Origin of the sequence: Cognatiyoonia sp. IB215446 (assembly GCF_033963825.1) — a bacterium.
In the GTDB taxonomy this organism is placed as follows: Bacteria; Pseudomonadota; Alphaproteobacteria; order Rhodobacterales; family Rhodobacteraceae; genus Yoonia.
The window spans coordinates 42,307-57,519 of sequence record NZ_JAXBMD010000008.1; the positions used below are offsets into that span (position 1 = coordinate 42,307).

At 57.5% G+C, this 15,213-nt stretch carries 16 protein-coding genes; 5 read left to right on the forward strand and 11 right to left on the reverse strand.

From position 1 onward, the window contains the following. From SLH49_RS20260 to SLH49_RS20270, 3 genes are all read right to left on the reverse strand, one after another. Entirely contained in the window at positions 1 to 462 is a 462-nt protein-coding gene (locus SLH49_RS20260) for an NUDIX hydrolase (protein WP_320270967.1), read from the reverse strand. Continuing rightward, positions 455 to 1,441: an NAD(P)H-quinone oxidoreductase gene (locus tag SLH49_RS20265; protein WP_320270968.1), complete on the reverse strand. Its 987-nt coding sequence runs from the start codon at positions 1,439 to 1,441 to the stop codon at positions 455 to 457. The genes SLH49_RS20260 and SLH49_RS20265 overlap by 8 nt, the downstream gene beginning before the upstream one ends. Before the next feature lie 94 nt (positions 1,442 to 1,535). Next, a complete protein-coding gene (locus SLH49_RS20270) occupies positions 1,536 to 2,222 on the reverse strand; it encodes a COQ9 family protein (protein WP_320270969.1) in 687 nt (228 codons plus the stop codon). Positions 2,223 to 2,328: 106 nt separating this feature from the next. On the opposite strand from SLH49_RS20270, the gene rpsU reads away from it, so the two are divergent. Then, positions 2,329 to 2,535: a 30S ribosomal protein S21 gene (rpsU, locus tag SLH49_RS20275; protein ID WP_008231221.1), complete on the forward strand. Its 207-nt coding sequence runs from the start codon at positions 2,329 to 2,331 to the stop codon at positions 2,533 to 2,535. Between the two features lie 64 nt (positions 2,536 to 2,599). On the opposite strand, the gene SLH49_RS20280 is transcribed toward rpsU, so the two are convergent. From SLH49_RS20280 to SLH49_RS20300, 5 genes are all read right to left on the reverse strand, one after another. Next, complete coding sequence (locus SLH49_RS20280; protein ID WP_320270970.1) at positions 2,600 to 4,702, reverse strand: methyl-accepting chemotaxis protein; 2,103 nt, start codon at positions 4,700 to 4,702, stop codon at positions 2,600 to 2,602. Between the two features lie 439 nt (positions 4,703 to 5,141). Then, positions 5,142 to 7,100, reverse strand: coding sequence for a bifunctional 2',3'-cyclic-nucleotide 2'-phosphodiesterase/3'-nucleotidase (locus SLH49_RS20285; RefSeq protein ID WP_320270971.1), 1,959 nt, complete (start codon positions 7,098 to 7,100; stop codon positions 5,142 to 5,144). A 776-nt stretch (positions 7,101 to 7,876) separates the two neighbouring features. Then, the gene (locus tag SLH49_RS20290) at positions 7,877 to 8,056 is read right to left on the reverse strand and encodes a Trm112 family protein (RefSeq protein ID WP_320270972.1); all 180 of its coding nucleotides are present in this window, start codon (positions 8,054 to 8,056) and stop codon (positions 7,877 to 7,879) included. Continuing rightward, on the reverse strand, positions 8,053 to 8,694 hold the full coding sequence (locus SLH49_RS20295) for an LON peptidase substrate-binding domain-containing protein (RefSeq protein WP_320270973.1): 642 nt from the start codon (positions 8,692 to 8,694) through the stop codon (positions 8,053 to 8,055). The genes SLH49_RS20290 and SLH49_RS20295 overlap by 4 nt, the downstream gene beginning before the upstream one ends. 27 nt (positions 8,695 to 8,721) lie before the next feature. After that, positions 8,722 to 9,633, reverse strand: coding sequence for a co-chaperone YbbN (locus SLH49_RS20300; RefSeq protein ID WP_320270974.1), 912 nt, complete (start codon positions 9,631 to 9,633; stop codon positions 8,722 to 8,724). Between the two features lie 115 nt (positions 9,634 to 9,748). Between SLH49_RS20300 and SLH49_RS20305 the strand changes: the two genes are divergently transcribed. Continuing rightward, positions 9,749 to 10,168, forward strand: coding sequence for an NUDIX hydrolase (locus SLH49_RS20305; RefSeq protein WP_320270975.1), 420 nt, complete (start codon positions 9,749 to 9,751; stop codon positions 10,166 to 10,168). Positions 10,169 to 10,174: 6 nt separating this feature from the next. Here the strand turns inward: SLH49_RS20305 and SLH49_RS20310 are convergent, their stop codons facing one another. Together SLH49_RS20310 and rbfA are read right to left on the reverse strand one after the other, a co-directional pair. Next, positions 10,175 to 10,897, reverse strand: a complete 723-nt coding sequence (locus SLH49_RS20310; RefSeq protein ID WP_320270976.1) for a phosphodiester glycosidase family protein — start codon at positions 10,895 to 10,897, stop codon at positions 10,175 to 10,177. Beyond that, positions 10,897 to 11,292 (reverse strand): 30S ribosome-binding factor RbfA, encoded by a 396-nt coding sequence (gene rbfA / locus SLH49_RS20315; RefSeq protein WP_320270977.1) that lies wholly within the window; start codon positions 11,290 to 11,292, stop codon positions 10,897 to 10,899. The genes SLH49_RS20310 and rbfA overlap by 1 nt, the downstream gene beginning before the upstream one ends. 99 nt (positions 11,293 to 11,391) lie before the next feature. Between rbfA and dapB the strand changes: the two genes are divergently transcribed. Next, a complete protein-coding gene (gene dapB, locus SLH49_RS20320) occupies positions 11,392 to 12,201 on the forward strand; it encodes a 4-hydroxy-tetrahydrodipicolinate reductase (RefSeq protein ID WP_320270978.1) in 810 nt (269 codons plus the stop codon). Between the two features lie 80 nt (positions 12,202 to 12,281). Beyond that, positions 12,282 to 12,644: a dihydrodipicolinate reductase gene (locus SLH49_RS20325; protein ID WP_320270979.1), complete on the forward strand. Its 363-nt coding sequence runs from the start codon at positions 12,282 to 12,284 to the stop codon at positions 12,642 to 12,644. Here the strand turns inward: SLH49_RS20325 and SLH49_RS20330 are convergent, their stop codons facing one another. Further along, positions 12,645 to 13,214 carry a hemerythrin domain-containing protein gene (locus SLH49_RS20330; protein ID WP_320270980.1) on the reverse strand — a complete coding sequence of 190 codons (570 nt, stop codon included), beginning with the start codon at positions 13,212 to 13,214 and terminating at the stop codon, positions 12,645 to 12,647. A gap of 301 nt (positions 13,215 to 13,515) precedes the next feature. On the opposite strand from SLH49_RS20330, the gene SLH49_RS20335 reads away from it, so the two are divergent. Next, complete coding sequence (locus SLH49_RS20335) at positions 13,516 to 15,150, forward strand: peptide ABC transporter substrate-binding protein (RefSeq protein ID WP_320270981.1); 1,635 nt, start codon at positions 13,516 to 13,518, stop codon at positions 15,148 to 15,150. Positions 15,151 to 15,213: the final 63 nt, after the last annotated feature.

The window sequence follows — 15,213 nt, forward strand, 5'->3', positions numbered from 1 at the left end:
TTAAAACGCGATCCGCAATGCCTCGTTAGGGTCCCGGACGACGAATTCCTGTTTCACATGCCGAAGCACACGCCGTTGCCCACCGAAGGCCACCATGTCCTCGGCCCAATCGAGGCTCACCCATTTGTAGCCGCTGTGTTCCGGGTTCAAGACAATCTCGACGTCGTAATCCACAAAGGCCACGAAAACCGGCACAAGCGTAATCGCGTTACGATGCGGTTCATAAAACTGCTCGCAAATATCGGCAGAGTAAAACCGCAGCGGGGTCAGTCCCGTTTCCTCGCGCATCTCGCGCAATGCGGCTTGCCAGGCCGTTTCCTCTGCTTCAATGGTGCCGGTTATTTGGCACCATTCTCCCATAAGCGTGGCGCTGCGCTGCAAAAGCAGCACCTCGGCCTCTCCCGCCACTTCTCGTAAAATGACCAACGAGACCGAGAAGGAATGGATCGGAAGGTCAGCCATCGTCCTCGCTGACCTTCAGCACGATCTTTCCGATATGCGCGCTGCTTTCCATCCGTGCATGCGCGGCGGAGGCATCAGCCAGCGCGAATTCCTGATCCATGACCGGCGCGATCTGTCCGCTCACGAGTAGTGGCCAGACATGCGCACGTAGCTCATCTGCGATCCGCGCCTTGGCCAGGTCCGATTGCGGGCGCAACGTTGATCCGGTGAAGGTCAACCGGCGGGTCATGAGTTGGACCATGTTCAGTTCGGCTTTCATCCCTTGCAGAAATGCGATCTGAACCAGTCTGCCATCGTCAGCGAGTGCTTTGAGGTTGCGCTGCATATAGGGGCCGCCGACCATGTCGAGGATAACATCCGCACCACCTTCGGCTTTCACTTTTTCAACAAAGTCGTCCTCTTTGTAGTTGATTGCGATCTCCGCACCCAAATCGCGGCAAGCGGCACATTTCTCGTCCGACCCGGCGGTGGTGAAGACCCGCGCCCCCATTGCACGGGCCAGTTGGATCGCGGTTGTGCCAATCCCTGATGAGCCGCCATGGACGAGAAAACGCTCTCCCGCCTTCAGACCTCCGCGCATGAAGACATTGGACCATACCGTAAAGAAAGTCTCGGGAAGGCACGCCGCCCGCTTTGACGACATACCACCCGGCGCCGGGAGGCAGTGCGCGGCAGGTGTCGCCACATATTCCGCATAACCGCCGCCGGGAAGAAGTGCGCAGACCCGATCACCGACCTTCGGTGAGGTCACACCGGCGCCAACCGCCACGACCTCGCCTGCAGCCTCAAGCCCGGGCAGGTCACTCGCACCCTTGGGTGGGTCATAAAGCCCCGCGCGTTGCAGCGCATCGGGGCGATTGACGCCAGCATAATGGACCTTGAGAACGACCTGATCATACGCGGGTTCGGGCATAGGCCTATCCGTCAGTTTCAGGACTTCGGGCCCGCCGGGACGCGTAATCTCAATCGCTTTCATCATAATACCCTTCTCGTATTCAGCCATCTATGCGGCAGGACGCAGGCAAACACAAATTGCATCGGGCAAATGTTCAAGATGGACGGGGCGTGTCAGCTTAGTGTTCGCGCCAAATTCCCGGTAAATCACCGCGCAGGGTGCCGCTGGGTGCTTTGATCCCTGCCATGATCCGCGCGAGCGGAGTGGTGAAAGGTTTCAGAATAGTACTGTCATTAACGCGGGCCTTCACTTTCTCGAACTGCATGACGTCAGCGATGCGCCGGTCAATAAATGCGTTCGTCGCCTGACCTTCGAGACTGTCGTCGCCCAGCCAATAAAGCACGACGGAGGCGTAGACACCGGACAATGTCAGGCGTTTGGTATACCAGTTGCCATCGGTGGACGTGTCACCAAGCGCAGTCCAGATCTGATCTGCCGTGCCCCAGACCAGCTGCGTGCCCAAGGGCGCCATATGGGGAAGGGCAAACAGCGTCATACCGCGCCGGACCGCCTCTTTATCATCAATCGCCGCAAGACGCAGACGGATGGCATGCGCGACGCGATCGCGGAACCGCATTGTTGTCAGGTCTTCCTCACGAAGCGCAGCCAGCATTTGCGCATCCCCACGTTCGTGAAATGCAACCGCAAGGTCCACTGCCCCGCGCGGACAGGCCATCTCGGCAGCGGCGCGGCCGAGGCCGGCGTCCTGGATGGCTGCAGAGAAGGCTGCCGGTGACCAGCCATCAAATGCCACATGCGGCAGGATTGCGTCGAGAAGTTGCTCTTTGATCGGATCGCTTGGCATGACATCCTCTCCTGTCCAAGGGCACTGGACAAAATAGCCCGTCTTTGCTATCTGCCCACTTCCTGCAATTTTTGCAAATCCAACTTAGAAAGGTGGTGTCAACCACATGCAGGTAAGTGTTCGTGATAACAACGTCGATCAGGCGTTGCGTGCTCTGAAGAAAAAGCTTCAGCGTGAGGGCGTGTTTCGTGAAATGAAGCTCAAGCAGCATTTCGAAAAGCCGTCGGTGCGCAAAGCACGCGAAAAAGCCGAAGCGATCCGCCGTCAGCGTAAGCTCGCGCGGAAAAAGCTGCAGCGCGAAGGTTTGCTGTAAAGCGGCTCACGCGATTGGCGCGACGATCATACCCCCCGGCTGAGCGATCAGGCGGGGGTTTATTTTATGCCGCGCGGATGACTGGGGCACCCTCTTGCAACTTGAAATCGTCAATCAACGCAGCAAGCTGCTCGGCATGTTGGGCGATATCTTCCGACGCGGTACTGGTGTCGTCTGCCATCACCATGTTCTTGCTGGCCAAATCGTTGATCAGATTCATCGCTGATGAAAGGCTGCGCAGGCTACCGATCTGGCTTTCAGAGCGTGTTGCAACGCTACCCAACACATCGTCCACCTGCATGATTTCCTGCACGATCTCTTGCAGCGCTGCACCGGCTTCATCGACAAGGGCACCCCCCTCCTGGACGTGAACCCGGCTTTCATCGACCAATGTCTTAATCTCGAGCGATGCGTCGCTGGCCCGCTGCGCCAACGCCCGCACTTCGGATGCCACCACCGCAAAGCCGCGCCCCGCAGCACCAGCGCGCGCTGCCTCAACGCCAGCATTCAGCGCAAGCAAATTGGTTTGAAATGAAATGTCCTCGATCATCTCGATGATCGCGCCAATCTGATCCGATGAGGCGCGAATGCGTCCCATCGCCTCAACAGCACTTTGGGTAAGATCTGCCGATTTTGTCGCCGCGGCGCGCGCATTACCCGCCAGGGATGTGGCCGACTGGATCTCCTGACCGAAAACTTCCATCTCAGATGACAGGTCAGTTACCTGATTGGTTGTGTCCTGAATCGTTTCCAATTGCTCTGTGGACCGCCGTGTTAGGTCAACGGCGGACGACTTCATCGCTGTCGAGGAGGTATCCAGCTGCCGAATGGTTGTTGCAATCGCCCGCAAGACAGAGCGCAACCGGTCCGATGCCGCATTAAAGTCGCTGCGAATGCTATCGTATTCGGTATCAAGCGGCTGTTCGAAGCGGCAAGTCAAATCAGCCTGCGCCAAGGCTGCAAGACCTTCAGTGACCAGTTCAACCACCTTGCCATGTTTGGCGTTCAATTCAGCCTCATCATTGGCTTTCATCTCTTCAGCCTCACGCCGCATAGCGAGCGTTTCCTGTTTGAAGTGATAAATCGCGCGGGCCATGCGACTGATTTCATCCTTTCGGTCGATACTCGGCACGAACTTAGTGAAATCACCCTTGGCGAACCCGTAAACGACTTCGGTCAGCCGCTTAATTCGCCAAATCATCCATTCAAAGCTGGCGATCGCAAATACACCCACACCAAGAATGGAGACGACCCCAAACCAAAGATTGATCCTTTCCTGCCGAACTCTTTCCGATTGCAAGCCCGCTGCAAGTGCATCGATTTGCTGCGCCTTCGCAATCTCCGCTTCGCGTAAGACATCAATCCACGCGGTTGACAGCTGAAACCATTGCGGCGCGGTCAGATTGCCAAAGTCTCCCGTACTATGCCCGCGTGCGATAATCTCACGCGCATCCTGAACGGCTGCAAAAGCTGGTGTCTGATAAAGCGTATCAAGTTCCGCCATGCTGCCCCGCCTCTTTGCAGTTTCAAGCAAAAGCGCCGTTTGCGCGCCACCATGCTGCTGAAACGCCTGATAGACGGTCGTTGAGAACCCACCGCCAATACCCGTGGCCCCCATCGCGCGCTCAAGACCCGCCCTTTCTTTCGCTGCGGCAAGCAATGATCTTGCGGCCTGCAATGCGTCAAGCGAGCTATCCGCCCTCTGATCGCTTACCGGATAGGCTACAATCAGAAGATCATTGATGATCGTGGTGTAATAGCTGGCCAGCTGGGGTACTGTCACCTGAAGATTCAGCACTTTCCCCCTCATGTCTCGCAGCCTTTCAAGTCCCGCAGTCGCCTCAGCAAACTCAGCACTACGATCCCGCGCAAGAAGCGCAGTATCATTCAATGCGCGTGGCAGGACATTCATCGTGGCCCGATGCTGTTCAGACAAGGAACTGCGAAAACTCGCGCCCGAAGATGCAACGAACCCAGCGGAGAAACCGCGTTCTTTCTGAAGTTCATGGATCAAGTCGTTGATATGGCTTTGCTGCACCGCTTGCTCTGCCGCAAGTGTTGCGTTCTGCGTCTGCGTATTGGCAACCTCCATCATACGCGAAGCAAAATAGGCCGACAGAGTCAGGAGCGGCAAAATGATTAGGGCCATCACCAAACGAAGTTTCATCAGATTCTCAAAATAACTGGCGTCGCCCTGTGATTGCACAAAGCCCCTAAGGCTTAGTGAATAACGATAGTTACCGTCGAAAGTGCGACGGGCCGCCGCATGACCAAAAAGCCAAAATCAGACGGTTTTTCAACTTTATCTGAAACGGTGACACCAAGGACCGCAGACTAAACCACCGCAGATAAAAGCGAAGACGCTGTGCGGATCATTCTCCTTGTCTGCACAGCATTCCATGCTTTTGTCGCAATCAAAATGGGGTGCTGCGTTCACCAATCGTCAGGTCGAAGGCACGATCCCTGTCTGCGTTTCAGGCACCGACGAGCAGGACATCGAGCTCAATGTGAACTCGTTGCGTCGCGCGCCGCATTCAAACTCTAATTCCGATGGCCAATCGTGGCCGAAATCGCGCGACTGTCCTTCACAGCCGCGCGACATTTGCTCAAAGCGTGATGCGGAATTGCGCAAAGCCGGTATCGCTTTGCCCCGCTTCTTCGATTGTCACCCCGGGCACGCTGTCGGCGTAGGCCGCACCGGCGGGGCCGGTCTCAAAGATCACGGTCGTGCCCTCCATTGGCGCAAAGGACCAGTTGCCATCGGCGCGCGGGCTCACCGTGCCCTGTTCCACGATGTACCGTACGATCACGTCGCGGTTCGTATCAGGCCCTTCGAAGATGACCGTTGACCCATCAGCGCCGGGGAAAGACCCGCCACCCGAGGCGCGGTAGTTGTTGGTCGCCAGGATAAACTCCTGATCGGGTGCGATGGGTGCGCCATCATATTGCAGGTCGATGATCCGGTTCGTGTCCGGGTTCACAACGGCCCCGTCCCGGTCGAACTTTGCCGATTGCGACAAGTCGATCTGATATGTCACGCCATCGATCACGTCGAAGTTGTAGCTGGGGAAGTCCGGGTTCAAGAGGACGGCATCGCTTGCCCCCGCTTCGACCTGATTGAACATACCGGCGCTACGTTCCAGCCAGTCCTTGATCTGGGCACCGGTGACTTTCACAGCGCGGACGGTATTGGGGTAAAGATAGAGGTCAGCGACATTCTTGATCGCGACGTCACCCACCGGCACATCTGTGAAGTATTCCGGGCCGCCGCGCCCGCCGGCCTTAAACGGGGCTGCAGCTGAGAGGATCGGCAGACCTTCATATTCCGTGCCAACCATCTGATCCTTGATGTACCACATCTGTGCGTTGGAGACGATCTGGACCGATGGATCATCGGCAACCAGCGCGAAGTAACTGTGCAGCGCGGCATCCGTTTTGCCCACGGCAGTCCGCACATAGGCAAGCGTTGCGTCGTGCATGTCCTGAACGGAGTCAAGCACCGGCTGGTAGTCACCTACAAGCGGCGTGATGCTCCGGTCTTCTTCCCGCCGCGAAATCGGGCGAGCCTCAGCTGTGTGTGACAGAATGCGCCAGCCATTGCCGTCACGTTCCAAGAGCAGATCGACAAGGCCCATATGCGACCCCCAGAACCCGGCCATGACACCCGGCTTGCCGCCGATTGTGCCGTTTGCCGCGTCCACACCGGCCCAGTCATCGTAGTTCGAGGACGGGAAAACCAAGTGGCTGTGCCCGGTCAGAATCGCGTCGATGCCGTCAACGGCGGCCAGCGGGATCGCTGCGTTTTCCATCCCATCTTCGGCGTTGGCGGCTCCGATGCCGGAATGCGACAGAGCGATGATGATATCGGCCCCCGCCTCTTTCATTTGCGGCACATAGGCACGGGCGCTTTCGATGATGTCACGTGCCTGTACGTTGCCTTCCAGATGCTTGCGGTCCCAGTTCATGATCTGCGGCGGAACAAAACCGATGAGGCCGATCTTGATCGGATGAGCAGTGCCATCACCATCGACAATCTCGCGGTCGAGGATCGTATAGGGCGGCACAAGAGTCGTGTCCGCCGTGGGTGAGGCACCCATTTCCTTGACCACATTGGCCGAGACAACGGGGAAAGCCGCCCCCGCGACGGACTTCATCAGAAACGAAATCCCGTAGTTAAATTCGTGATTGCCGAACGTCGAGGCATCAAATCCCAGCGTATTCATGGCCGTGATGACCGGGTGCATGTCGCCTTCGGCCATGCCGCGCTCATAAGCAATATAATCGCCCATCGGGTTTCCTTGCAGGAAGTCTCCATTGTCGAGCAGCAGCGAATTGGTGGATTCAGCACGCACATCCTGAATGATACTGGCCGTACGCGACAAACCCACCGTGTCAACGGCGCGGTCAGCGTAGTAGTCATAAGGAAACACATGAACGTGCAGGTCCGTGGTTTCCATCAGCCGCAGATGCGCCTGATTGGGTGCGGCGTTGGCCGAAAACGGATGCATTGCGATCAGGCCCGCGGACCCGGCGATGAAATGGCGTCGGTTAAGTTGAATTGGCATGGTGAAGCTCCCTCTCCAGTATGAACAGGTTAGACCCTTGCTGCGTGATGTCACAAGTTCATGATAGTGGGTCGCCCGATATGGGACCCGATTGACCCATAAAGCGGCATTGTTGGAGGTTCATGTATGCGAAACCGGCCCGTCGCCGCGAACATGCAATGCGTTCAGAGAAAGATTTGAATTCAAAAATGAGCCTTATTCGTCACTTGCGTCAATGATGAACGTCAATGCGTGTTCAAGATAGGCGATCAGATAGCTTTTACAGTTGCAGGTCTACCCTACGGACAAAGCAGACTCTGCGCTCAACGATCAGACGTCCGGTCTTCGTCCTGTGCAAAGTCTTGTTCAGCAGCATGTTTTAAGAAACTTATAGCAGTAGCCGACATCCGGAGACTTCTGCCGCACTCTATCGCGAAGTTTGAAACGAAGATCTCCAGCTCTTTTAACTCTTCGTTTTGCCGATCATCTATTTCCGAACAATCCGTCGCACAAATCTCTCTGATCCTCTGAACCGTTTCAGATGCGCACCTATCCAGGCGAGCAAACTCCAAGAACTCGGGTGTATGCTGTTCAGTAAATGGATTGCTGTTCAATTATTCTGAAACAGTTAACGGTTCCATACAGTATATCTTCTCATGCACCGACCTTTATGCGGAACTCAGCCCCTGTCCACGTGTTTTGCTTTTTTAATAGCAGGCTTTGTGCATTGTGCAGCATCCTGCATTATTCGGCTCACAACTGATATTCACGCATGCACCGTGCTTCAGCTGCTAAGGTCACTCCAAACGACGCGCTTCATCCACCAGCATCACAGGGATGCCGTTGCGGATGGGGAAGGCCATTTTGCCGTTTTTGGACACCAGTTCCTGCTTCTCGGTGTCGTATTCCAGCGTGGCCTGCGTCATCGGGCACACCAGTGCTTCAAGCATCTTTGGGTCGAAGTCCGGGGTGCTCATTGCATGACTTCTTCGCCGTTGCCGCCGCGCAGGGAAAACTCGATGAGTGTCATCAGCGTTTCGCGCCGTGTGGACAATGACGGGGCTTCGAGTAGCGCCTGTTTGTCTTCGGGCTCAAATGGGCAGAGCATCGAGAGGGAGTTAATCAGCAACTCATCTTCCGCCTCGCTCAGACTGTCCCAATCGGTCGAAAGGCCCTGATCGCTCAGATAGCGCCCCAACGCCTCCAGAAACTTGTCGCGGTCGAAAGACCCGTCCTTTTCGACCGGGCCAAGGTCGCGGTCGAAGCCCTGCCAATTGACCTTGCACCGCCGATAAGGCGTGAACCCTTCCACCTCTTCCACAATCCGAAAACGTGAAGCCCCGGAGAGAGTGATCATGTACCGTCCGTCTTCGGTTTCCGAAAACGCGGTCAACTTGCCCGCACAGCCGATGGCATGCAGTTTCCCGTCGCCGCCGGGTGTATCATAAGGCTGCACCATGCCGATCAGCCGCGAGGAAGTTTTGAGCACATCGTCAAGCATCGCAAGATAACGCGGCTCAAACAGATGCAGCGGCAGGCGGGAGCGCGGCAAGAGCAGCGCACCCGGCAGCGGAAACACCGGAATGATCTCTGGCAGGTCGGTCGATGATATCATGTAGGCGAAGGTAGGCCGAAGCCGCCATCAGGCAAATATCATCGATGAAAGCTTGCGCCGTCCCTGCAGAACGACCGGGTCCTTGGCATCATGCGCGTCGAAAATCTTGAAGAGCTGCGCTTTGGCCGCGCCATCGTTCCATTCCCGGTCGCGGCGGAACAGCTCCAAGAGCTCTGCCACTGCCTCTTCCACCTGGCCGTTGGCGTGCAGTGCAATCGCCAGATCAAGGCGCGCCTGATGATTGTCCGGCTCTGCCGCGACGCTGGCTTGCAATTCCGCAACGGGGCCTGCATTTGCCGCCTCGCGGGCGAGCGTGATCTGGGCATGCACCGCTTCCAAGAGCGGGTCGGTTGAAATCTCAGCCGGGGCGCCGTTCAGAATTGCCTCGGCCTGATCAACATCGTCAAGGGCAAGGTAGGCGCGCACAAGTCCGGCATAGGCGGCGGCATTGCTGGGGTCTTCCTGCAGGATCGCGGCAAACGTCTCTGCCGCGTCGGTCGCCGCACCCTCGGCGAGCATCTGATCGGCGGCCTCAATTGCGGCGGTCAGGCCGTCATCCGCACCCTCCCCGCCAAGTGCTGCGATCTTTTCGACAAAGGCATCAATTTGCGAGGGCGGCAGCGCGCCCTGAAAGCCGTCTACGGGACGCCCCTGAAAGAAGGCATAAACGGTGGGGATCGACTGCACCTGCAATTGCCCGGCATAGGCCTGGTTCGCATCCACATCGATCTTGACGAGCTTGACCCGTCCTTTGGCCTTCGTCACCGCGGCCTCAATTGCGGGGCCGAGCGTTTTGCATGGCCCGCACCAGGGCGCCCAGAAATCGACGATCACCGGTACGGTTTGCGATGCTTCGATCACGTCGGCGGCAAAGCTGGCATCGGTGCCGTCCTTGATCAGATCGGCGGGGGCCTGCGGGCTTGCGTCCAGTTCCAGCATGGTCCATCTCCTCGTTCGTTGTTGGGCCTTATATGTGCCCAATCGTGGCGAAGGCCAAGGGGCAAAGGCACTTTACCCTTGTCGGCCCTGGCCATAGCTTGCGCCCATGGATAATATGGAACCCAGACGACCGAAACTGGCGGCTATTGCAGTCGTCTATCACGACCGGCGGTTTTTATTGGTCAAGCGCAAGAACGCGCCCAATGCCGGCACCTGGGGCTTTCCGGGCGGGCATGTTGATTTGGGAGAAACGGCCCTTGCCGCCGCCGAACGCGAGCTTTTCGAAGAAACGGGTGTCGTGGGCGAGGCCCGGCGCTATCTGACCAATGTGGACGTTATTGCACGCGCCGAGAATGGCGAGGTCCTGTATCACTACATGCTCGCGGCCGTCTTCTGCACGTATCAGAGCGGCACGCCCGTTGCGGCAGATGATGCCGCTGATGCGGGTTGGTTCACGGCATCGGAGATCGGCGATCTGAACCAGAGCCCGAATGTGGAGGACGTCGTTGATCTGATTATCGCCGCAGAAGTCTGACCCGTCTCAACCCTTTTCGACAACGGCCACCATAGGCCCCAGTTGAAAACCGAAGTCAGACCGGCCCAAGGACGGTGCGTGCAGACGCGAGACTTTCCCGTCGAAGTAGAGCGCGTTCGGCAGAGCGAGGGCATCTCGGAAGAAAGAGCCGAATTCGTGAAAGGTGACCGCTTCGTTGGAAATCACAAAGGTCGCCTCTGTCCCACTTGCATTCACGCCGACGCCGTTGCGAATAAAACGAGAAGTGCTGTCCGGCAGAAATCGTGGGTGCAGTGCCCCGTCGATCACCAGCATCGGCCCCGATTGGGTGGCATCTCGGCAAGTGGGCTGCTCATCAAGAAAAATGCCCGTCTCGTAGACCTGCGCGTGGTCGTCATTGATGCAGAACACCCCGTTGGGCAGTAATCCGAAGTTGCCGGGGCCTGCGTTTGAGATGACCCGCATTACCTCAACCCCGTTTTCGACGTAGTGGCCGACCGGCGACCGGTCGTCATGATACATGCCTGCATTCATCGCAAAGAGCACCGCTTTCACACCGGGCAAGTCGGCAATGGCGCGCAAGCTACCGATCACATCACCATTTGCGTCCTCATGGAAGAGGCGCAGATCGGCTTTCGTCACATCGACCTTGCAGGTCGTGAAGCTCTGCCCCTGATAGGTCACATCCTCACAGGTCACCGCGAGAGCAGGCGCGGCCCAGAGCGCCCAGAGCATTACCAACCAGCGCATTAGTCTTCGAGGTCCCGCCGCACGTGATCATCCGCCAAAAGGGCGCGGGTCGCATCCATCTGGTCAAATGTCCCATCAATCTGAAACCGTAATTCCGGTGCGAATTTCATTGATCCGCCTTTGACGACCAGATGGCGAATTTCGTGTCGGTTCCGGCGCAACGCGTCCAATGCCTCATCCTTGCCTTGCCCGCCCAAGGGCAGCACAAAGGCCGTCGCAATGCGCAAATCCGGTGACATCCGCACCTCACCCACGGTGATCGACATGCGTGCAAGGTCATCGTCATGCACCTCACCCCGTTGCAGCACTTCGGACAGGATCCGGCGGAATTGCTCACCCACCCGCAGCATTCGCTGCGTGGGTGCCTTGCCGTCGCGATTTGAAGTCTTTGCCATGATCTTCATTTACGCCTTGGCGCGACCGATGCCAAGCAAGGCTTTGCGTCAATCGCAAAGCGCCGCTAAGAGGGGCGGGGTGAAAGAGGGACATCCGCAATGACAGACCTACCCGGTATCGTGATCACCGGCGCCTCGGGCAAGATGGGGCAGATGCTGACGAAAACCGTGCTGGCGTCAGATAAGTGCCGTTTGGTAGCCGTGCTAGAGCGTGAAGGGCACGATTGGGTCGGTCAGGATGTGGGTGTTGTGACCGGCGGCCAGGCGGTCGGCGTGACCGTGACCGACGACGCGGTTGAGGCGTTCGCCAAGGCGCAGGCCGTCATCGACTTTACCGCCCCTGCCGCCACCGTTGGTTTTGCCGGTCTGGCCGCACAGGCGCGGGCGGTGCATGTGATCGGGACAACGGGGCTCGCCGAGGCGGACCTGAAGGCAATCAATGCCGCTGCACGCCATGCCGTCATTGTGCGCGCGGGCAACATGTCACTGGGTGTGAACCTTCTTGTGCAACTGACGAAACGGGTCGCGGCGGCTCTGGACGATGATTTCGATATCGAGGTGATCGAGGCGCATCACGGCCAGAAGGTGGATGCGCCCTCTGGCACAGCATTGATGCTGGGTGAGGCGGCTGCAGAAGGACGTGGCGTCACACTCCCGGATGTGAGCGACCGCGCGCGCGACGGCATCACCGGTGCCCGTAAGAAAGGCGATATCGGGTTCAGCGCCATTCGCGGGGGAGATATCGTGGGCGAACATGATGTGCTTTTTGCTGCACCGGGTGAACGCATCGTGCTACGCCATATCGCCACCGACCGGGCGATTTTCGCGCGCGGCGCGCTCAAGGCCGCACTTTGGGGGCAGGACAAAGCCCCCGGCGAATACGATATGCTGGACGTTTTAGGCATATAACCCCCACGTGATCGGCCACAACTGAACCAAAAGCGGATCACCCGCGTATCAACGGCATACTCAGAAAAATGAGGTGCCAGATGAAACATCTTGTTCTTTGTGCAGCGCTCGCCACCGCTGCGACACCCGCCCTGGCCGACAGCTATGTCCCGATCAAGGATCAGGCGACATTTCTGTCACTTGTGAACGGGAAAGAGTTACGCAACCGGCTTTACGGTGTGCGGGTCAGCGTCTTTGACAATGGGGCCATCCAAGGGGCTGCGCTTGGCTGGGGAATTACCGGATCGTGGAGCTGGCAGGACGGCTATTTCTGCCGCGAGATGAACTGGGGCGGTGACCCTATTCCCTATAACTGCCAGCTTGTCGAAGCACGTGGCGACCAGCAGGTCCGCTTCACCGTTGATCGCGGCAACGGCCAGTCGGCCTCGTTCCGGATCCAGTGATCAGCCGGGGTCCGGCGCGCCGTATTTGAGGATGACGGGGACGACCAGTTCTTCCTCGTCAGTCAGATGCCGGTCGAGCAAACGCGCCATTTTCTGCAGATCCTTGTGAAAGCCACCCACCGCACTCTCAAAAGGGTCTCGCGACGCTGCAAGACCAATCAACTCATTGGCTAAACTGACAAAGTCACCCAGAAGCGCATCGATGTCGTGATGATCCCTTTCGAGGATCTCAAACCCCTTCGCGATCCGTTCATCAAGCACGGTGAGCTTCGGGAAATAGTGGCTGTCCTCGATCATATGATGCTCATGTAGCCCGTTGACGAACATCCCCCCATTGCGTGAAAGCGCCTGCACATAGACCTCGATCGCGACCCGCTGATCAAGCAGCGCCTTGGTGCCGTCCTGCATCGTTTCCAGCAATTGCCGGAACATCAGATGCCGGTCGAGCCAGAACCGCACGAGCCCATCAAGCCCCGGATCATATTCCCACATATCGCGCGGATATTCCTGCAACAGAACCCGCAACGCATCGGGCAGTTTTTCGCGTTCTGCGAGGGCGAGCGTGTCCATTCTGGCTCCATTCAAACGTTTTGAGCGTCACGATTTTGCATCTGCGCCCTCCGCAAGCGCGAATCAAGAGGGCCGATCAAGGCACCGCACTTTCAAAAATTCCGCAGATCGGCGCAATTCTATCCACATGTTGCGCCATCGGCGGGCATATGCGCATTGGAATGACCGGATGAAAGATTAACATCTGATTAACCTTGCCATTTCCGTCTTCCCGCCAAAAGATAGCTCTATCCGCGCTTAGCCAGCGCATCACACAGCCAATGATTGTATCGCGCCAAGATACAACAACAGGGAGATGCTCATGACATTGAAGACAAAACTGCTCGCCACCACCTCGGCGCTCTTGATCGCGACAAGCGGCGCGCTCTACGCCGACGGCCACGCCACACATCCTGAAACGGGTGAGCTGCTCGCCTCTGATCAGACCTTCACCTACCGCGATCTCGATGAAAGCCCATCGATTGATCCGGGTCTGGCCGAGGATAGTGCAGGCGGTGACATCCTCCGTGATCTCTTCGAAGGGCTTTATAATCAGGATGCGACCGGCAATCTGGTGCCCGGCGTCGCCCTCAGCCACGAAGTGAGCGACGACAATCTGGTCTACACCTTCACCCTGCGCGACGATGCAAAATGGTCAAACGGAGATACTGTAACCGCAGGTGACTTTGAATATGCGTGGAAACGCGCCGCATCCCCCGAACTTGCCTCACCTTATTCATGGTTCATTGAGCTGATGGCACTGGAAAACGCGCCCGAAGTGATCGGCGGTGATGTCGATCCGTCAGAGCTTGGCGTGACCGCGATTGACGACACAACGCTTGAGGTACGCCTGACGCAGCCGCTGCCATACTTCCCGCAGATGCTGACCCATTTCACCACCTTCCCCGTGCATCAGGCGACGATTGAAGAATTTGGGACGGACTGGACCAAGCCCGGCAACATGGTCTCAAACGGTGCCTACATGCTGACCGAACATGTTCCCCAGGAAAAGCTCGTCCGCGAACGCAACGAGATGTATTGGGACAACGCCAACACGATCATCGAAAAGGTCACGTCGCTGGTGATCAACGATGAAAATGTGGCGCTGACCCGTTATCTGGCGGGCGAATTGGACCGGACGGACGTGCCTGCTGGCCAGTTCCCACGCCTTGCCGCCGAATACCCTGAACAGGCCGTCTCTGTCCCGCTGGCATGTTCCTACTACTACATGTTTAACCTGCGTGACGGTGCGCCGGAAGAAATCCAGAATACGGATGTCCGTCGCGCGCTCAGCCTCGCGATTGACCGTGACATCATCGTCGAAAACGTCCTCGCCGGTGGTCAGCAACCAGCCTACACCTTCACACACTGGGCCACAGCCGGGTTCGAAACGCCTGACATCCCCAAGGCGTCCATGACCCAGGCAGAGCGCAACGCCATGGCGCAGGAGCTGATGACCAGTGCCGGTTTCGGGCCTGACAATCCGCTTGAGATTGATCTGGTCTACAACACCTCTGACAGCCACAAGTCGGTTGCAATCGCGATTAGCCAGATGTGGAAACAGACCCTGGGCGTTGAAACCACCTTGGCCAATCAGGAGTGGCAGACATTCCTCGAAGCCCGCTCAAACGGTGATTTCGAAGTCGCCCGTGGCGGCTGGTGCGCAGACTACAACGAGGCTTCGACCTTCCTTGATCTGATGCAGTCGGAATCGGGCTACAATGACAGCAAGTACGTCAACCCCGAGGTTGACGCCCTGCTCGCTGAAGCAAAGACCGCCGACAACGCACAGGCCAATTATGACCGGGTGGAAGAGTTCATCGCACAAGATGCACCGATCATCCCGATCTATCACTATGCCTCGGTTAAGATGTTCGCCGAAAACCTCGAAGGCTGGCCATTCGAGAACTTCCAGCAGAACTGGTACTCCAAAGATCTTTACAAGATCGCTGAGTAATCATCTGTCGTAAGAACCGCGCCCTGTCACCGGGGCGCGGTTCGCCATTTCCGTTAGGAATCC